Annotated in this window: 20 protein-coding genes; 8 read left to right on the top strand and 12 right to left on the bottom strand. The window is 58.4% G+C overall.

Features of this window, described 5'->3' with window-relative positions:
• Nucleotides 1-13: 13 nt before the first annotated feature.
• A complete protein-coding gene (locus ACFSE1_RS04860; RefSeq protein ID WP_377397161.1) occupies nt 14-886 on the bottom strand; it encodes an LOG family protein in 873 nt (290 codons plus the stop codon).
• Nucleotides 887-1,032: 146 nt separating this feature from the next.
• On the opposite strand from ACFSE1_RS04860, the gene dapD reads away from it, so the two are divergent.
• Genes dapD through ACFSE1_RS04840 form a run of 4 tightly spaced genes read left to right on the top strand, consistent with a single transcriptional unit; the run spans nt 1,033 to nt 4,337 of the window.
• Nucleotides 1,033-1,902, top strand: coding sequence for a 2,3,4,5-tetrahydropyridine-2,6-dicarboxylate N-succinyltransferase (gene dapD, locus ACFSE1_RS04855; RefSeq protein WP_377397159.1), 870 nt, complete (start codon nt 1,033-1,035; stop codon nt 1,900-1,902).
• Between the two features lie 21 nt (nt 1,903-1,923).
• Nucleotides 1,924-3,117 (top strand): succinyl-diaminopimelate desuccinylase, encoded by a 1,194-nt coding sequence (dapE, locus tag ACFSE1_RS04850; protein WP_377397157.1) that lies wholly within the window; start codon nt 1,924-1,926, stop codon nt 3,115-3,117.
• Nucleotides 3,104-3,709 (top strand): hypothetical protein, encoded by a 606-nt coding sequence (locus tag ACFSE1_RS04845; protein ID WP_377397155.1) that lies wholly within the window; start codon nt 3,104-3,106, stop codon nt 3,707-3,709. Before dapE ends, ACFSE1_RS04845 begins: the two co-directional genes overlap by 14 nt.
• Nucleotides 3,710-3,740: 31 nt before the next feature.
• Nucleotides 3,741-4,337, top strand: coding sequence for a hypothetical protein (locus ACFSE1_RS04840; RefSeq protein ID WP_377397153.1), 597 nt, complete (start codon nt 3,741-3,743; stop codon nt 4,335-4,337).
• Here ACFSE1_RS04840 and truA read toward each other — a convergent pair.
• From truA to def, 3 genes are read right to left on the bottom strand one after another with little or no spacing between them, the layout of a single operon-like run.
• Nucleotides 4,325-5,086, bottom strand: a complete 762-nt coding sequence (gene truA / locus ACFSE1_RS04835) for a tRNA pseudouridine(38-40) synthase TruA (RefSeq protein ID WP_377397151.1) — start codon at nt 5,084-5,086, stop codon at nt 4,325-4,327. The two genes, ACFSE1_RS04840 and truA, sit on opposite strands and share 13 nt — an antisense overlap.
• Nucleotides 5,086-6,021 carry a methionyl-tRNA formyltransferase gene (gene fmt, locus ACFSE1_RS04830; protein WP_377397149.1) on the bottom strand — a complete coding sequence of 312 codons (936 nt, stop codon included), beginning with the start codon at nt 6,019-6,021 and terminating at the stop codon, nt 5,086-5,088. The genes truA and fmt overlap by 1 nt, the downstream gene beginning before the upstream one ends.
• 58 nt (nt 6,022-6,079) lie before the next feature.
• The gene (def, locus tag ACFSE1_RS04825; RefSeq protein WP_377397147.1) at nt 6,080-6,592 is read right to left on the bottom strand and encodes a peptide deformylase; all 513 of its coding nucleotides are present in this window, start codon (nt 6,590-6,592) and stop codon (nt 6,080-6,082) included.
• Between the two features lie 125 nt (nt 6,593-6,717).
• Here def and ACFSE1_RS04820 point away from each other — a divergent pair, with 125 nt between their 5' ends.
• From ACFSE1_RS04820 to ACFSE1_RS04805, 4 genes are all read left to right on the top strand, one after another.
• Nucleotides 6,718-7,908, top strand: a complete 1,191-nt coding sequence (locus ACFSE1_RS04820) for a DNA recombination protein RmuC (RefSeq protein ID WP_377397145.1) — start codon at nt 6,718-6,720, stop codon at nt 7,906-7,908.
• A gap of 63 nt (nt 7,909-7,971) precedes the next feature.
• Nucleotides 7,972-8,871 (top strand): ribokinase, encoded by a 900-nt coding sequence (locus ACFSE1_RS04815; protein ID WP_377397143.1) that lies wholly within the window; start codon nt 7,972-7,974, stop codon nt 8,869-8,871.
• 116 nt (nt 8,872-8,987) lie between these two features.
• Nucleotides 8,988-9,416 carry an Hsp20 family protein gene (locus tag ACFSE1_RS04810; protein ID WP_377397141.1) on the top strand — a complete coding sequence of 143 codons (429 nt, stop codon included), beginning with the start codon at nt 8,988-8,990 and terminating at the stop codon, nt 9,414-9,416.
• Nucleotides 9,417-9,461: 45 nt separating this feature from the next.
• Complete coding sequence (locus tag ACFSE1_RS04805) at nt 9,462-9,719, top strand: BQ00720 family protein (protein ID WP_377397139.1); 258 nt, start codon at nt 9,462-9,464, stop codon at nt 9,717-9,719.
• A gap of 316 nt (nt 9,720-10,035) precedes the next feature.
• Here ACFSE1_RS04805 and trmB read toward each other — a convergent pair whose 3' ends face one another.
• The 8 genes from trmB to miaB form a co-directional block, all read right to left on the bottom strand.
• A complete protein-coding gene (gene trmB / locus ACFSE1_RS04800) occupies nt 10,036-10,734 on the bottom strand; it encodes a tRNA (guanosine(46)-N7)-methyltransferase TrmB (RefSeq protein WP_377397137.1) in 699 nt (232 codons plus the stop codon).
• Between the two features lie 10 nt (nt 10,735-10,744).
• A complete protein-coding gene (gene metK / locus ACFSE1_RS04795; protein ID WP_377397135.1) occupies nt 10,745-11,983 on the bottom strand; it encodes a methionine adenosyltransferase in 1,239 nt (412 codons plus the stop codon).
• A 209-nt stretch (nt 11,984-12,192) separates the two neighbouring features.
• The gene (locus ACFSE1_RS04790) at nt 12,193-12,612 is read right to left on the bottom strand and encodes a helix-turn-helix domain-containing protein (protein WP_377397133.1); all 420 of its coding nucleotides are present in this window, start codon (nt 12,610-12,612) and stop codon (nt 12,193-12,195) included.
• 148 nt (nt 12,613-12,760) lie between these two features.
• A complete protein-coding gene (gene lnt / locus ACFSE1_RS04785; RefSeq protein ID WP_377397131.1) occupies nt 12,761-14,353 on the bottom strand; it encodes an apolipoprotein N-acyltransferase in 1,593 nt (530 codons plus the stop codon).
• Between the two features lie 97 nt (nt 14,354-14,450).
• A complete protein-coding gene (locus ACFSE1_RS04780) occupies nt 14,451-15,554 on the bottom strand; it encodes a hemolysin family protein (RefSeq protein WP_377397129.1) in 1,104 nt (367 codons plus the stop codon).
• 11 nt (nt 15,555-15,565) lie between these two features.
• Nucleotides 15,566-16,075 (bottom strand): rRNA maturation RNase YbeY, encoded by a 510-nt coding sequence (gene ybeY / locus ACFSE1_RS04775; RefSeq protein ID WP_377397127.1) that lies wholly within the window; start codon nt 16,073-16,075, stop codon nt 15,566-15,568.
• Nucleotides 16,076-16,090: 15 nt separating this feature from the next.
• Nucleotides 16,091-17,146 carry a PhoH family protein gene (locus tag ACFSE1_RS04770; protein WP_377397125.1) on the bottom strand — a complete coding sequence of 352 codons (1,056 nt, stop codon included), beginning with the start codon at nt 17,144-17,146 and terminating at the stop codon, nt 16,091-16,093.
• Between the two features lie 32 nt (nt 17,147-17,178).
• The gene (gene miaB / locus ACFSE1_RS04765) at nt 17,179-18,606 is read right to left on the bottom strand and encodes a tRNA (N6-isopentenyl adenosine(37)-C2)-methylthiotransferase MiaB (RefSeq protein WP_377397123.1); all 1,428 of its coding nucleotides are present in this window, start codon (nt 18,604-18,606) and stop codon (nt 17,179-17,181) included.
• Nucleotides 18,607-18,640: the final 34 nt, after the last annotated feature.

Genomic DNA, 18,640 nt, shown 5'->3' with positions numbered 1-18,640 from the left:
TTTTCATGTCAGCTCAAACGCCGTCGATCTTGTAGAAGTCGGCGATCACCTTCCAGGCCTGCTCCGCCGTCTCAACGAAACTGATCAGCTCCATATCCTCCGGCGCAATCGTGCCGAAATCCGCCAGGGACTGGAAATCGATGATGCGGTGCCAGAATTCCTTGGCAAACAGGATCAGCGGAATGCGCTCCATGCGCCGCGTCTGGATCAGCGTCAGAGCCTCGAACAATTCATCCAGCGTGCCGAAACCGCCTGGGAAAACGGCAATTGCCCGCGCGCGCATGAGGAAATGCATCTTGCGAATGGCGAAATAGTGGAAATTGAAGCTGAGCTCCGGCGTCACATACTCGTTCGGCGCCTGTTCATGCGGCAGCAGAATATTGAGGCCAATCGTGGGAGCACCCGCTTCGGCAGCACCTCTGTTTCCCGCCTCCATCACGCCCGGACCGCCGCCGGTGACCACCACGAATTCATGGTGATCGAGCGTTGCGGAATGTTTTGCGCAAAGACCGGCGAATTTGCGTGCTTCCTCATAAAAAACAGAGGCTTGCTTGAGATTTTCCCGCTGCACCTCGTTTTTGGCCGCCCAGGGCTCCGTGCCGGGTTCTGGAATGCGCGCCCCGCCAAACAGAACCACGGTGGATTTGATGCCCATTTCCGTCAGCAGCATTTCTGGCTTCAACAGCTCCAGCTGAAGCCGGACGGGGCGCAATTCCTGGCGGCAGAGGAAATCCTCATCCACATAGGCAAGCCGGTAGGCGGGAGATTCCGATTGCGGCGTCTTGGGGATCTGCCGGGCGCGAAGCTTGTCGACGGAACTTGCCTTCAACGGGTCCCAGACACCGTCCTTGCGGCGCATTTTCCCCTCATTGCCTGTATCTGCCATACCGCTTTTCCCCTGTGACCCGAATCAGTAACCCACCAATACAGATTGACGCGTTTGTGGCGCTCGCATAGAGCAAAAGGCACTGTTTTGCCACCCAGCAGAGCGCTTTCCCTCATCACGATCCGTCTGACACACTAGGAAGCCCAATGACCAGCACAGTGAGCCAGGATTACTCCTCCCTCGAAGCCATCATCGAAAAAGCATTCGATGAGCGCGACAGCGTCAACACCAGCACGAAGGGCGAGATCCGCGACGGCGTGGAAGAAGCGCTGAACCTTCTGGACAGCGGCAAGATGCGCGTTGCAACACGCGGCGCAGACGGCAATTGGACCGTGCATCAGTGGCTGAAGAAGGCCGTGCTGCTGTCCTTCCGTCTGAACGACATGGAGGTCGTCAAGGGCGGCCCCGGCAATTCCACCTGGTGGGACAAGGTGCCCTCCAAGTTTGAAGGCTGGGGCGAGAGCGAGTTCCGCAGCGCCGGATTCCGCGCCGTTCCCAATGCTGTCGTTCGCCGCTCGGCCTATATCGCTCCAAGCGTCGTTCTGATGCCCTCTTTCGTCAATCTCGGCGCCTATGTCGGTGAAGGCACCATGGTCGACACATGGGCCACGGTTGGCTCCTGCGCCCAGATTGGCAAGCATGTTCACCTGTCCGGTGGCGTTGGCATTGGCGGCGTTCTGGAGCCGATGCAGGCAGGCCCGACGATCATCGAAGACAATTGCTTCATCGGCGCCCGTTCGGAAGTGGTGGAAGGCTGCATCATCCGCGAAGGCTCCGTGCTTGGCATGGGCGTCTATATCGGCAAGTCTACCAAGATCGTCGATCGCGCCACGGGCGAAGTCATGTATGGCGAAGTGCCGCCCTACTCGGTTGTCGTGGCAGGCTCCATGCCCTCCGGCAATGCCGTGATGTCCAATGGCCAGCCCGCGCCGCACCTCTATTGCGCCGTGATCGTGAAGCGCGTCGATGAGAAGACCCGCTCCAAGACCGGCATCAACGAACTGCTGCGCGATTAATACCTGCAAAAGAGCATAGCCATGGCCGCCACCGATCCCGTCCGCAATCTGGAAACCCTGATCCGCTGCCCTTCGATCACCCCGAAGGAAGGTGGAGCGCTGACGGAACTGGCGGCCATGCTGGAGCCGCTGGGCTTTTCGATCCACCGCATGGTGGCTAGCGAAGCCGGCACCCCAGACATTGAAAACCTCTATGCCCGGCTTGGCACATCCGGCCCTCACCTGATGTTTGCCGGGCACACGGATGTCGTGCCAGTTGGCGATGAGGCTGCCTGGACGCACCCGCCCTTTGGCGCAGAGATTGCCGATGGCATGATGTTCGGCCGCGGGGCCGTGGACATGAAGGGTGGCATTGCTTGTTTCGTTGCAGCCGTCGCGCGCCATATCGAAGAGCACGGCGCGCCGAAAGGCTCCATCTCCTTCCTCATCACCGGCGACGAGGAAGGCCCTGCGATCAACGGCACCGCGAAGCTGCTGCAATGGGCAGCCGAGCGCGGGGAACGCTGGGATGCCTGCATCGTGGGTGAGCCGACAAACCCGGAACGGCTGGGCGACATGATCAAGATCGGTCGACGCGGTTCAATCTCGGGAACGGTGAGTGTCCATGGCGTGCAGGGCCATGTCGCCTATCCGCATCTGGCGGATAACCCGCTTCGCACCGTTGCTGCGATGGCGCAGAGCCTGATGTATCCGCCGCTTGACCATGGAACGGAACAGTTTCCACCCACCAATCTGGAAGTCACATCCATCGATACAGGTAATGCTGCAACGAACGTTATTCCGGCCAAGGCGACGTTCAGCTTCAATGTTCGCTTTAACGACACCTGGAGCGTGGAGAGCCTAAAGGCCGAAGTTTTAAAGCGTCTGGATCAGGCCGCGGCTGACGAAGCACTGCGCCCCGGTCGCAAGGCCATGAAGTATACGATTGTCTGGTCCGAGCGGCCGAGCCATGTTTTCCTTACCCGCGACGATGCACTGATCTCATCGCTGTCTGCTGCGATTGAGGCAAAGACGGGACTGAGGCCCGCGCTTTCAACAACCGGCGGCACGTCAGACGCCCGTTTCATCAAGGATTACTGCCCGGTGGTGGAATTTGGCCTTGTGGGCCAGACCATGCATATGGTGGATGAGCGGGTGGCTGTGCGGGATCTTGAAGACCTGACGGGTATCTATTCCCATTTCATCAAACGATGGTTCTCGGATGCGTCTCTATAATGAGCTTCTACATCCGCTCTCAGGTATAAAGCTTCTCGCTCAAGGTGATGCACGCGGACTTTCCAGCTTCGACATCTCTGATGACGGTCTTATCCGTTCATTTCGCGCCATCTTGTTTTGCCTGCCCGTTATTATCTTCTACGCCATCAATCACCGGGTTGAGTATCTGACTCATTTTCCGGATCTTCAACGCTCGCACGCCATCTTCATCTTCCAGACTCTGGTTGTGGAGGCCAGCAGTTGGTTCTTTTCGGTCCTGAGCGTCGTTCTGGCGGGTTTCCTGCTGGATATCAGACCTCTGATCCGCCTTCTCATCGTTATTCTGAACTGGGCTACCGTTCCTTTGCTTTATGCAGCCGCGCCCGTGGCATTCCTTCTGCCAATGCTGGAGCCTCCCTTTCCATTCGACGTGCTGCTCGCGGCGCTGATTATCCTGTGTTGTGTGGCGCTGTTGGTGTTCACCTGGCGGGTGTTCCACACAGTGATCGGCGGACCGAAATGGAAGCGCGTTGCATTTCTCTTGCTGATTTGCTTGCCTCCCATCGTGATCGTTCGCATCTTGGAATCTTCTATGCGACTGACTATTCCTTAACGCGACATCATTCCTGCCGGAGCCTTGCCTTTTGCCCTCCCTTACCGAAGTCAGACTGTATTTGATCGGCCTGTGGCTGCTGGTCAAAGGCGACCGCAGCGGCCTTGCCTATGTGGATTATACCGATCGTGGAATGATGCGCTCCTTCTGGGCCATCGTCTGGTGCCTGCCGGCAATCGGCTTTTCCTGGATCTGGTGGAGACTGGCAGTGCTGGAAACACTACCACCCGATTACAGGCTGGGCGGTATCTTCTTCTTCCGCATGGCCATGCTGGAAGCCACCAACTGGCTTCTGCCTCTGCTGCTGGCAGGTTTTCTGATGCTGATCCTCGGCCTCGGCAAACACTTCTCCGCCGTGGTTTTCACCGCTAACTGGATGTCACTGCCGTTTTCCTATCTTTACGGTGTGCTCAGCCTTCTTCTGGTCGTCGCACCCGGCCTCACCGGATTGATCGCCCTGATCTGGCTTGCGGCCATTGTCGCGCTGGTCGTCAGCCTGTCGCGCGTGTTCCGCATGGTGATTGGCCCGCAGGGCCTGACGATTGCCGCACTGACCATGGTGCTGATCGTGCCGTCACTGCTCATCTCCGATATTCTGGAGAAGTTCCTCGACGTTTACCCCGGCTGAGAGTCCGGATAATCCACCTGCATGAAATAGAGCCCCTCGGGTGGGGCAACGGGTCCGCAGGCGGCACGATCCCGCGCTTCCAGGGCTGCACGCACATCCTCTGGCGTCATCCTGCCTTCGCCCGCCAGCTTCAGCGTTCCAGCGAAAGAGCGGATCTGGTTATGCAGGAAGCTTTGGGCCGAGGCGCGAATCTCGATCAGTTCGCCATGACGTGTGACATCGAGGCGATCCAGCGTTCTTACCGGGCTTTTCGCCTGACAATGCGCCGAGCGGAAGGTGGTGAAATCATGATGACCGACAAGCATTTGCGCCGCCGCATGCATAGCCTCGTGATCCAGATCCTTCGACACCCACCAGGCACGTCTGGCCTCGATAGCCAGCGGTGAACGGCGGCTGATGATCCGATAGAGGTAATGTCGGCGAAGAGCGGAAAAACGGGCATCGAAATCGTCGGACACCCGCTCGACCTCCAGCACGGAAACCTTCTCTTCCGCCATCATCAAATGCGCGTTCAAGGCGTTACGCAGCTTGAAGGGCGCCCATTCACGCGAAAGATCCGCATGAATAACCTGACCCATCGCGTGCACGCCGGAATCCGTTCGCCCCGCACCACGAATGACCACCGTTTCCTGCGTCAGCGAAAGAATCGCCCCTTCGATTGCGGCTTGAACGGAATGGCCGTTTTCCTGCCTTTGCCAGCCGACATAGGGCGTTCCATCATATTCGACGGTCATCTTGAAGCGTGGCATCAGCCGATCCTCTCTCCGACGGCAAGCGGCGTTCCCCGCTGGAAGTCTGCTGTATCGAGTGGCTTTCCACCCGCTTTCTGAACCCGCAGCAGGCGGATAGCACCAGAACCGCAAGCAATGGTGAGGTTCGCATCCAGCACGGTTCCGGGTTCACCCTCACCTTCTGCCAGTTGCGACGCGAGAACCTTGATGCGCTCGAGCTTGCCGTTCAATTCAGCCTCAAACCATGCGCCCGGAAAAGGCGAGAGACCGCGAACATGGTTGTGAACCTCTGCCGCCCTCAGGCCGAAATCGATCCGGGTTTCGCCCTTGTCGATCTTCGCGGCATAGAGAACGCCCTCCTCTGGCTGCGTAACCAGCGGAAGATCGCCCTTTTCCAGCTTTGCCATGGCCTCCACAATGGCGGCGGCACCAACGGTCATCAACTCATCATGCAGCTCACCGGCGGTCATATCCGGTCCAATATCCACTTCGCGGGTGATGGCGACGGGGCCGGTATCCAGACCCTTATCCATCTTCATCACCATCATGCCGGTTTTCGTATCGCCAGCCATGATCGCCCGTTGAATGGGAGCGGCACCCCGCCAGCGCGGCAGAAGAGAAGCATGACCGTTATAGGCACCGAGCCGCGTGCCTTCCAGAACATCGACCGGCAGCAGCAGGCCATAGGCCACGACGACGGCAACATCGGCCTGGAAGTCGCGGAAGCGTTGACGCTCCTCAGCCTCCTTGAAATTGACGGGCGTGAGAACCGGAATGCCGAGGCTTTCCGCCGCCTGATGCACAGGGGATTTTTGCAGATCCAGCCCGCGACGGCCACCGGGCCTTGGTGGCTGCGTGTAGACCGCAACGATTTCATGCCCGGCTTGCGCCAGCGCCTTCAGCGTGGCGACGGAAAAATCGGGCGTTCCCATGAAAATCAATCGAAGCGCCATGGCGCGACCTCCTTCATGCACAGGCACGAATGTACAGCGCGCCGCGCGTCTGCTCTTCTCAGATCTTGCCGCGCGCGGCCTTGGTAAACTTCTTGATGACCATTTCCCGCTTCAGGCGCGATATATGATCGATGAAAAGCACCCCGTTCAGATGATCGATTTCATGCTGCAGGCAGGTTGCCAGCAAGCCATCTGCTTCCAGCACATGCTCTTTGCCGTCGCGACCGATGTGCTTCACCGTGACACCTGCCGGACGTTCGACCTCGGCGTAATAGTCCGGTATGGAAAGGCAGCCTTCCTCATAAACCGAGCGTGCATCGGTGGATGCGACAATTTCCGGGTTGATGATGACGAGCGGGTTTCTCTCCTCGCCTTCCTTCGTAACATCCACCACAAGAATGCGGCGCGCCACGCCGATCTGGATCCCGGCCAGGCCGATGCCGGGTGCATCGTACATGGTTTCCAGCATGTCATCGGCAAGCTTCAGAACATCGGAATCCACCTGCTCGATGGGCTGCGATACCTGACGCAGAAGAGGATCGGGGAGAATGATAAGCGGCTTGATGGTCATGGGCATCCCCATAACCGATCTTTTTGCGATAGGAAACATCCGGGAGAGCGCCAAAACGCCAGAAAGCGAAATTTGTTCTTGTTTTGATCTTTTCGCAGGGCGCATTCTGATCTAGTTTGACGCCCATGCAAAACCAGACGGCCCCATTCTTCGATCGGCTCTCGGCCATTCTTGCCAGCAACGGCTTTCTTCTTCTGGGCCTTGGCCTTGTGCTGGGGCTGGCCTTCGCATGGCTTGCGCTGCGCCACCGGCCGGGCGCAAACCGCGACATGGACCTGCGTTTTGCCGAACTCATGCGCGCGCAGATGGAGATGCAGGGCCGGGTTTCGGCCATGACGGAAGCCCTCGGGGCAAGACAGGCGGAGCTTAACCGTGCCGTCAACCAGCGGCTGGACGGCATGGCGCACCGGCTGGGCAGCAGCATTGCCGAACAGACGAAGAGCACGCACGATAACCTGCGCGTATTGCAGGAGCGACTTGCGGTGATCGACGCCGCCCAGAACAATATCCAGTCACTGGCCAAGGATGTGGTCGGGCTTCAGGCCATTCTTTCCAACAAGCAGACGCGCGGCGCCTTTGGGCAGGGCAGGATGGAAACCATCGTCGCGGATGCGCTGCCCAAGGGCAGCTATCGATTTCAGGCAACCCTATCCAACGGGATGCGTCCCGATTGCCTCATTGATATGCCGAATGATGCGCCGCCCCTTGTGGTGGATGCGAAATTTCCGCTTGAAGCCTGGCATTCCTTCCGCGACGCACCGCAGGCGGACTTGAAGCGCATTGCAGGACAACAATTCCGCCGCGACCTTGAAAAGCATATCGGCGATATAGCCGAAAAATATCTCCTGACGGGTGAAACGCAGGATACAGCCTTTCTCTTCGTGCCTTCCGAATCGATCTTTGCAGAAATCCACGAGCATTTCGAAGCCTGCGTCACCAAGGCGCAACGGTCCCGGATCGTCATCGTCTCGCCATCGCTGCTGATGCTGTCCATTCAGGTCATTCAAGCCGTGCTGAAGGATCAGCGCATGCGGGAACAGGCGCATCTGATACAGGGGGAAGTCGCGCTTCTGATGGAAGACCTTGGCCGCCTGGATGAACGCACACGCAAGCTCCAGTCCCACTTTGCTGCCGCGCAAAAGGATGTGGAGCAGATTCTGACCTCTTCGGACAAGCTGCAGAAGCGCGGCGGACGCATTTCCGCTCTCGACCTCGAAAGCGAGAGACAGGCGGAACTTGCGGCCTCCCCACAGGAAAATCGTGGCGTTGAGAGCCGGACAGGCATGCTGAAACTGAGGGTGGTTGACGAGGATTGATCCGATGGGCAGTGTCCCGGCAAGACATTCCGATACACAGGCTCATACACAGGCTGACTTTTCATGATCACCGTTTTCGGCTCCATCAATATGGATCTCATTGCCACGACCGCGCGCCTGCCGAAGCCGGGCGAAACCGTTGCGGGACAGGATTTCTCGACGGCCGCTGGCGGCAAGGGTGCAAACCAGGCGCTTGCCGCGCAACGCGCTGGTGCCCAGGTTCGCATGGTGGGTGCTGTCGGGCGCGATGGTTTCGCAGAACCCGCTCTTGCGCTTTTGAAAGAGGCAGGCGTTTCCCTGGAAACTGTAAAGCCAGTGGATGAGCCTACCGGGACGGCGCTGATTCTCGTTGGTGGCGATGGCGAGAACATGATCGCGGTGGTGCCGGGTGCCAACGGCACGGTTTCTGCCGCCGATGCCGAACAGGCAGTCGCCTCAATGGGCGCGGGCGATCTCCTGATGCTCCAGATGGAAGTGCCAGCCGACGCCGTCGAGAAGGCGATGACCGCCGCCAAAGCCCGTGGCGTAACCACGATTTTCAACACGGCTCCACTGACGGATGATGCCATCCGCCTGTCACGCCTTGCCAGCATCGTCGTCTCGAACGAAACCGAATTCGAACTGCTGATCGGTCGCTCCGGTCTTTCCGCCGAGGAACGGATCGAGGCCATGCGCGCACTCTCCGCCGAGACCGGTCAATCTCTTGTTGTGACGCTCGGCGCAGATGGTGTTGTTGCCCTGCATGAGGGGGCACTGCTGCGCGCCTCCGGCCTCAAGATCACGCCGGTAGACACGGTTGGTGCGGGCGACACCTTCTGCGGCTATCTGGCAGCGAGCCTCGACAATGGCCTCTCCTTTGCCGAGGCCTTGCGGCGGGCAGCCGTGGCCGGATCGCTTGCCTGCCTGAAGGCAGGCGCGCAGCCATCCATTCCACTGGCTGGCGAGGTTGATAAAAGCCTCTGACCTCCGCTGGGCCGGGCGCTTGCACGACAGGACTTTCGCTCCCATATGTTCAGGATAATCACGCGCATGCCGCGTTGCGGGTGCGCACATGGTCGCTTGTATTCAAGGACTGTATCATGAGCCGCATGACACCTTTTGCCAGCCCTTTGCTGTTGGGCTTTGACACGATGGAAAAGACATTGGAGCGTCTCGCCAAGGCGAATGACGGCTATCCGCCCTACAATATCGAGCGGCTTCGGCCTTCGGTGAATGGTGAGCCGGAGCGGCTGCGAATCACGCTGGCCGTCGCTGGATTTTCCGAGGACGATCTGGAAGTCACCATCGAAGAGAATCAATTGATCATCCGCGGTCGGCAGGTCGAGACCGGGGAGCGCGAATATCTTTATCGGGGAATTGCGGCGCGTCAGTTCCAGCGCATGTTCGTCCTTGCCGATGGTATGCAGGTTTCCGGGGCAGGATTGCGCAATGGACTGCTTTCGGTTGATCTGATCCGCCCGGAACCCGAAAGAATGGTGCGAAAAATTAATATTTCCGTCTCAGACTGATCTTCGTGGCTGTCCCGGCCACAACAGACAAAGTTGGAGGCATTCATGCTCCTCAAAAACGCGACGGCGCAACTCACAGAAAGCGAACTGGCACATCTGGGTGCCGGTGAGGTTGGCTACATCCGCAAGATGCGATTCGAAGATATCAGCCGCTGCTTCCCCGAAGCACCTGAGATCGATCCGACACTCGATCTCTGGGCATTGTTTGGCGCGGACGGTACACCGATCCTGCTGACAGACAATCGCTCCAGCACGTTCTTCAAAGCTGCCGAAGACGATCTGCGCACGGTCAGCCTGCACTGAGGCTCACGAACGGTAAAAAGCGGGCGTGATATCAGGCCCGCTTCAAATCCCGGTTCAGCGTTTTGATCGCAGCCGGATTGAGGGGAGTGCGGCCCTCTTATGGTCGAAGCGATCCATTCGCTATCCGCCGCACCTGCGGGTGCTTTGTCCGGAACCGGGCGCAACTCCCGAACCGCTTGGATGGGTCTAACACCCGGTTCCAAGCGCTTCGACAAAGCAGATCGACGCCGTTCGCGCGGTCTTCGGAATTGTCCGATTGGCCGAGCTACATCGCTGAGAGGCATCGGGGCCTCTGCCTTAGCCACGCTTTACAGGATTACACTCTCTGAAACGTCAAATAGGCGGAAGAGCGACCTTCACGACGCGCTTTGGCTTCGTAGCGTGTGCTAGGCCATGTCGGGAAAGGTTGCAGCCAATCGGAAGGCTCCTCTGCCGTCCAGGCAAAGCCGCCGTGGCGATGCGTGTGCTGCAGCGTCCAGTTGACGTAAGTGTCAATATCGGAAGCGAAGCAAAACAGACCGCCCGGCTTCAGCACGCGATGGAATCTGGCGAGGTTTGCCTGCGAGACGAAGCGGCGCTTCCAGTGTTTGCGCTTCGGCCACGGATCCGGATAAAGCAGATCGATCTGGTCGAGTGAGGCATCCGGCAACCAGTCCAGCAGTTCCGTCGCGTCATCGTCGTAGAGGCGGATGTTGTCCGCCTTCACGTCCTCGATTTTCGCCAAAAGCTTTGCCATGGAATTGATGAAGGGCTCAACACCGATGAAGCCGGTGGCGGGATGTTCCTGCGCACGGTGAATGAGATGCTCGCCACCGCCGAAGCCGATTTCCAGCCGAATTTTGTCCACTGGCTTTGCAAACAACTCAACCAGCGCTTTCGGCGCTGGTTGAGAAAGATCGATCTTGAGCTCGGGCAAACGCGTCGCCATCATATCGGCTTGGCGCTCCCGCAGTGGTTTTCCCTTGCGCCGGCCGAAAAACGCCTCGGTGGCGCGCGACCGACGTTCGGTGTCCATCGCTAGATCCTCAGTTTTTGAGGGCTTCCTTCAGCGGCTTCACGAGATCCAGCTTCTCCCAGGAGAAGGAACCATCGCGGCCAGCCTTGCGGCCAAAGTGACCATAGGAAGCCGTCTTTGCATAAATCGGCTTGTTCAGGTCGAGATGGCGGCGAATGCCCGTTGGCGAAAGATCCATCACCTTGCGGATTGCCGCCTCGACCTGATCTTCGGTTACCTTGCCTGTACCATGCAGGTCAACATAGATCGACAGCGGCTGCGCAATCCCGATGGCGTAGGAGATCTGGATCGTGCACTTCTCAGCCAGACCGGCCGCGACGACGTTCTTCGCCAGATAGCGCGCTGCATAGGCGGCAGAGCGGTCAACCTTCGTGGTATCCTTGCCGGAGAATGCGCCGCCACCGTGGGGAGCTGCACCGCCATAGGTATCCACAATGATCTTGCGACCCGTCAGGCCCGCATCGCCATCCGGCCCGCCGATCACGAATTTGCCGGTCGGGTTGATGTACCAGTTGCAATCAGCGGCGATCTTCAGATCGCCCAAAGCCTCGCGAATATAGGGTTCGACAACCTGGCGAACCTTCGCCGAATCCCAGCTGTCATCGAGATGCTGGGTGGAGAGCACGATGGAGACTGCCTCGGTTGGCTTGCCATCCACATAGCGCACCGTCACCTGGCTCTTGGCGTCTGGGCCGAGCTTGGCAACATCACCGTCGCCCTTCTTGCGGGCAGCGGCGAGCAGCTGAAGAATGCGGTGCGAATAATAGATCGGCGCCGGCATCAGATCCGGCGTTTCGTTGCAGGCGTAGCCGAACATGATGCCCTGGTCGCCAGCACCCTCATTGCCCTGATGATCGGCAGCATTATCCACGCCCTGCGCGATATCGGCCGACTGGGAATGCAGCAAAACGTCAATCTTGGCCGTGCGCCAATGGAAACCGTCCTGCTCGTAACCGATGTCCTTGATGGCGCGGCGAGCCGCTGCCTTGAACTTGGACGGGTTGATGACTTCGTTACCGTTCTTGTCCTGCTTCATCAGGCTGGGCGGCAGGCGCACCTCGCCCGCGATCACGACGCGGTTGGTGGTGGCCAGCGTTTCGCAGGCAATGCGAACCTTCCAGGGGTCGACACCCGTTTTGGCCGCTTCCCGATAGACCAGATCCACGATCTCATCGGAAATGCGGTCACACACCTTGTCCGGGTGACCTTCGGCTACGGATTCACTGGTGAACAGGTAGTTGGCGCGCATGCTGGGATTCCCCTCAAGAACAAACCACGACTGTCCTAGTCGCTCGATCGAAAGATGACAAGGACAGAACCACATAAATATATCTTTATGTCACACAGCACCCTTTAAGAAGGATGACCATTTTATTTTTTTCGTCCTTCGCGCACAAAAAAAGCGGCCTCACGGCCGCTTTTCGAGAAAGATGGTCAATCTTTTATTCCAGCGCGCTTTTATTCCAGCTCGCCATCGGCTGCCAAAGCCTTCACCAAGTCTACAACCTTACGGCGGACCTTCGGATCGTTGATCTTGACGAAAGCACGGTTGAGCTGAAGACCTTCCGAGGAGGAGAGGAAGTCCACCACGTAATTCGAGCTGGACGCTTCCGCCATTCCGGGTGGATTGTCGCTCTGCTCACCTGGCGCATCTTCGAAGAAAAAGGACACCGGCACATTGAGAATGCTCGAAATGTTCTGCAATCGGCTCGCGCCAACGCGATTGGTGCCCTTTTCGTATTTTTGAATTTGCTGAAAAGTTATACCCAAGCTTTCGCCCAGCTTTTCCTGGCTCATGCCCAGCATTGTGCGCCGAAGCCGAATGCGGCTTCCGACATGTATGTCGATCGGGTTCGGCTTCTTTTTATTTTCCATCATTTCAAGCGTCCTAATTTGCTCAATTGTCCCCACAGCCCGCAGAACGTGCAAATATATACCATTGCTTATTTTACCGGTGCCCAGGCGGTTGTTCGCAACAAATGCAGCACGACGTGCGCCGGCACTATGCAATTTTAGGGGTTTCAGGTCAATTGAGGCGGAAATTGTAACCTATGCGAGAAAATCCTGCAATCAATAACAGAGAAATCGAGAGCAACCAGAGGTAAGTCGTCCGAGTATAATTGTTTCGATCCGAAACGGAAGATCCACCCAGGGTGGCATCGATCACACCTTTCTGATCAAAATCAAGACCGCGCACAATGGTGCCGTCTGAATTTATGATTGCAGAGATACCGCTATTGGCCGCACGAATCAGCGGAAGGCCGGTTTCTACCGCGCGCAGGCGCGACTGCTGAAAGTGTTGATAGGGTCCGGGCGTATCGCCAAACCATGCGTCATTCGTGATGTTCAGAAGGGCTGATGCCTTGCCTGCCTCTGCCGTGATCTCATCTGGAAAGATCGCCTCGTAACAGATCAAGGGATAGAACGCCTTGCCGCTGGGAAGGGTGATCAGAGAACGGGCGGAGCCCGGCGTAAAGCCGCCTGGCATATCCACAATATTGCTGATGCCCAGCTCGTTCCAGAAGCTCTCGAAGGGAAGATATTCGCCAAAGGGCGTGAGATGCACCTTGTCTGAGGCGGCAATGATCTGGCCCTGGCTATCGATAGCATAGACGGAGTTGTAATAGCGCGGCGGCTGGCCCGGAGCACCGTCTTCCGCACGCACGACACCCGCAATCAGAACCTGACCATCCTGCAGAACCTCTCCGATACGAGCGAGCGCATCGCGATTTTGGGTGAGGATGAAGGGGACCGAGGTTTCCGGCCAGACAATGATGTCCGGGCGCTTGCCTCCCTGCTGCGGCGGAAGAGCAGAAAGGGCCAGATGCTCTTCGAAAACCGCCTGCCTGTCGCTATTGTCCATCTTCCGTGACTGGTCGATCGCGGGCTGAACGAGCCGGATCACCGGCGCATCCGGCGGGGTTTCATGCAGGCTGTGGGACAGGCGATAATAGCCATAGCCGAAATGCGCGACCGTCATCAGGATCGCAAGCGTTGCCCCGCCCGCCAATCCCCGCCGTGTGGCGAGAAGGGCCGGAGCCGACAGGACAAACACCGCGCAAGCCGTCACGCCGAGGACACCGATGACGTGCGCCGACTGCATCATGAGCGGGATCGGCATGACACCATAGCCGATCATGTTCCAGGGAAAGCCCGTAAACAGGAAGCTGCGCAACCACTCCGCCACGGTAAAGCCCAAAGCAAGCGCTGCAAGACGCCCGAAGCCTTCGGACCAGAGAAACCCTGCGAGCATGGTTGCAAGCCCATAATAGAGGGCAAGAAATGCTGGCAGGCCCAGCACGGCAAGCGGAATGGCCCAAGCGAACTCATCCGCCTCGACGAGAAGCGCATTCCCCAGCCACCACAGGCCCGCGACGAAATAGCCGAGCCCGAACAGCCAGCCGAGGAAAAAGGTTGTACGCCAACGCGCCAGAAAGCCCGCACCGGGCGCCGTGGCGCAGCCATCCATCAACCACACAAGCAGGGTGAAGGAAACAAACAGTGCGGCCACAAAGGAAAATGGCGGCAGGGCCAGGGCCCCTATTGCACCGGCAAGAATGGCAAGCGCAGCACGCCGCAGGCCCCAGAGCAGAATAACCTTGCTGGCAATACGCTCCATGGCAAACTTCCCCATCCCATCAACGAATCGATGAAGCCGGGCGAGCCCGACCTTCCTGCCTCTGTTTAGCAGGAAGGTAACTCAGGTCAAAACCCCGTCAGGTCTCGGAGGGAACAGGCTTTGCAACATCCTTCTGCGGGGCGGAAGCCCCAGGTGACGGCAAGGAAGCCATCTGCCTGCGCCGCAGGATGCGCACCCGCTTGATGCGGTGAGGATCCGCATCGAGAATCTGGAATTCGAAACCCGGTACGGCGCGGACGATCTCGCCCCGAACCGGAATGCGGCCGAGTGCCGAGAAGATCAGCCCGCCCAGCGTATCCACGTCTTCCAGCTGATCATGCACATCGAAATCGCGCCCGATTGCTTCCGCGATTTCTTCCAGCTCCACGCGCGCATCGGCAACCCAGAGATCCTCGCTCAGACGCGAGAACATGATCTCTTCGTTGTCATGTTCGTCCTCGACATCGCCAATGACCGTCTCGACGATGTCCTCATGGCTGACGAGACCATCGGTCCCGCCATATTCGTCGATCACCAGAGCAAGCTGCGTGCGTGCCGCCTGCATGGTGCGCATGAGTTCAGACGCCAGCATGGATGGCGGAACGAAGAGAATCGTGCGGATGAGCCCGGCTTCAGCAACCGTCTTGCTCAAATCCACCCGGCCAAGATCGAAGGTCGTTCGGGATCTGCGCGAGCTTTCCGGAACGGTTGGCGCATCGCCGCCCTCGCCAGCCTGCGTTCGCGCCTGCTTTGCCAGATAGGAGAGAAGGTCGCGAATATGAACGAAGCCGCGCGGATCATCCAGCGTGTCGTTGAAGACCGGCATTCTGGAGCGCCCTGTCGTCTCGAAATGAATCAACAATTCGCCCAGCGAAATCGTCATATCGACGGCCTCGATATCGGCGCGCGGGACCATCAGATCCTCAACCCGCACCTCACGAAACCGCAAAATATTATGAAGCATGGCCCGCTCTTCGGCGGAAAAAGCTGCGCTGACCGCCGTATCGGTCATCAACGCGTCAGCAAGATCCTCTCGCAGGCGCTCTCCCTGCGAAGGACGCAAGAGGCGGATCGCCCGCGTCCAGAAAGAATTGACGTTCCGGGTGGATGTTTCCCGTTTGTAAGGACTGCCACCCTCGTCTGAAGACGAAGGGTCCGAATCCGTGCCGCTTCGTGCGGCTGTTGTCGAAATCTCGTTCATGGCTCCAATTTTCACACTATCGGGTCCTGGCCCGCATAGGGATCAGATAGGCCCAGAGTGGCCAAAATGCGAGTCTCCAGCGCTTCCATTTCTTCGGCTTCGTCTTTTTCAATGTGGTCGTAGCCAAACAAATGCAGAAAACCATGCACCATCAGGTGCGTCAGATGCTCATCGAATGTCTTTTCCAGGTCAAGCGCTTCCCGCTCCACCGTCTCGCGAGCAATCACGATATCGCCCAGCATCGGCCCGGTCATGTCACCGGGTTCGATGGGGTATGCCGGGAAGGACAGCACATTTGTCGGCTTATCCTTGCCGCGCCACTCAGCGTTTATGGCGCGGATATCCTCATCATTGGTGAAAACCAACGAGAGTTCAACCGGGTGCGAAGGGAAAGGTTGCCCTTCCTCACGCGCAAGATAGCCGGCAGATGCATTCAGCACTCTTTCCGCCACCGGAAGAAGTGTATCTTCGTCACCCCAGCGCTCGTCTTCAACGCTGATCTGTATATCGAGTTGCGGCATGGCAGCAGGGATCGACTAGCGATCCTCTTCCTCGCTTTCCTCATGAACCGCATATTGCGCATCATAGGCCTGCACAATGCGCCCCACCAGAGGATGGCGAACGACATCCGTATCCTTGAAGCGGACGACGGAAATGCCCTCGACGCCCTTCAGCACCTGCAGAGCCTCGACAAGGCCTGATTTTACACCGCGCGGCAGGTCCACCTGGCTGGGGTCGCCAGTAATGATCATGCGCGAGTTTTCGCCAAGACGCGTGAGGAACATCTTCATCTGCATCGAGGTCGTGTTTTGCGCCTCATCCAGAATAACCGCCGCATTGGCAAGCGTGCGACCGCGCATGAAGGCCAGCGGCGCGATTTCAATCACGCCTGCGGTAATGGCACGTTCCACCTTGTCGCCGGGCATCATGTCGTAAAGCGCGTCATAGAGCGGGCGAAGATAGGGATCGACCTTCTCCTTCATGTCACCCGGCAGGAAGCCGAGCCGCTCACCCGCCTCCACGGCTGGACGCGACAGAATGATCTTGTCGACAGCGCCGCGCTCCAAAAGCTGGGCGGCATGGGCAACGGCGAGATAGGTCTTACCTGTTCCAGCCGGTCCGACGCCGAAGACCAGCTCTGCCCGCTCCAGCGCCCGCATATAGGCATCCTGGGTTGGTGTGCGGGCGGAAATCGTCTTCTTGCGCGTCGAAATCTGCGCCATGGAAAGCTTGGCTTTCTTTTCCAGCGTCGGAAGGGTCAACTGGTCATCGGCTGCGACCGCCATGCGAATTGCACCTTCCACATCGGAGATTTCGACAGAGCCGCCCTTTTGCAGACGCTCATAGAGAAAATCGAGCGCGCGGCGCGCCTGATTGGTGGCCAAAACATCGCCTGTGATGCTGACCGAATTGCCGCGAGCGCGGGCATCGATATGCAGCCGCTCCTCCAGCAGTTTCAGGTTCTGATCGAACTGCCCGAAAAGCTCACTGGCAAGCCTGTTATTTTCGAACGTCAAGACGAAGTGGTTGGCGTCAGTCGCAGCAGTGCGGGTGTTGCGCGAGGATGATGGTACCAGTTCACGTCCGTTCAAGTAGGCATGCTCCAGTGGTTGATGGTGAGAGTTTAACGCTCAATCCGCTCTGCAAACAAGCTGTTTGGTCCAGCACTCACAACTCGTACAGAAATAATGTCACCAATTTGCGATGTTTGCTGTTCAACATTCACCGATTGCAGCCAGGGAGAACGACCAATCAACTGCCCCGGCATGCGACCGGGCTTTTCCAGCAGCACTTCAATAGTCTTGCCGACGCATGATTCGGAGAATGCATTCTGCTGCTTCAAAAGAAGCGCCTGCAGCCGCTCCAACCGCTCCGCCTTGACCTCTTCGGCGACCTGAGAACCAAGCTCGGCACCGGGAGTTCCCGGACGGGTTGAGTATTTGAAGGAGAAGGATTGCGCATAGCGCACCTCTTCCACCAGACGCAGCGTATCTTCGAAATCCCGATCCGTTTCGCCGGGAAAACCGACGATGAAATCACCCGACAGCGCAATATCGGGCCGCACGGAGCGGATCCGCTCGATCAGGCGGATATAATCCTGTGCCGTGTGGCGGCGGTTCATCGCCTTCAGAATGCGGTCCGAACCAGCCTGCACCGGCAGGTGCAGATAGGGCATCAGCGCCCGCAGATCGCGATGCGCCTCGATCAGGCGGTCGTCCATGTCACGCGGATGGCTGGTGGTGTAGCGAAGGCGGGCAAGGCCCGGAATGTCCGCCAGTCTGTAAAGCAGCTCTCCAAGCCCCCAGGCCTCTCCCTTGGGGCCTGTGCCATGCCAGGCATTCACATTCTGCCCCAGAAGCGTGATCTCGCGCACACCGGCGTCCACCAGCTTGTGCGCTTCATCGAGGATTTGCGACAGAGGGCGCGAAACCTCGGCACCCCGCGTATAGGGCACGACACAGAAGGTGCAGAACTTGTCGCAGCCTTCCTGAACCGTGAGGAATGAGGTGACACCACGCGAGCGGATGACCTTCTTTTCCGGTACCGGCAAATGTTCGAACTTGTCTTCGACGGCGTAGTCCGTCTCGACCACACGCTCACCCTGCCTTGCCCGTTTCAGGGCCTGCGGCAAACGGTGATAGGTCTGCGGGCCGATGACCACATCGACGGCCGGGGAACGGCGCAGGATTTCCTCGCCTTCCGCCTGGGCAACGCAGCCGGTCACGCCGATCATCATTTCGCGGCCTTCGGCGTTGCGCTCCTTCTTCATGTCACGCAAGCGGCCAAGCGCGGAATAGACCTTGTCGGCGGCCTTTTCGCGAATATGGCAGGTGTTCAGCAGAACCAGATCCGCCTCTTCCACATTCTCGGTCGTCACATAGCCTTCGCTGGCCAGCGCATCGCCCATGCGAACGGAATCGTAGACGTTCATCTGGCACCCATAGGTCTTGATGAACACTTTGCGTGCGTCGGGGCGTACGTTGGTGCGCGTATCGAAACTGTCTGCCTCGGCCTGTGGCAGAGGTGGGAGAAGGGCTGTCTGGTCGCTCATGCGCGCTTCTTTACTGCAAGACGGCCCGGAAATG

It is taken from the genome of Affinirhizobium helianthi (genome assembly GCF_042680945.1).
GTDB lineage: Bacteria > Pseudomonadota > Alphaproteobacteria > Rhizobiales > Rhizobiaceae > Neorhizobium > Neorhizobium helianthi.
Note: the sequence above shows the minus strand (reverse complement) of the source record. Positions and strands in the feature narration are given on the sequence as shown.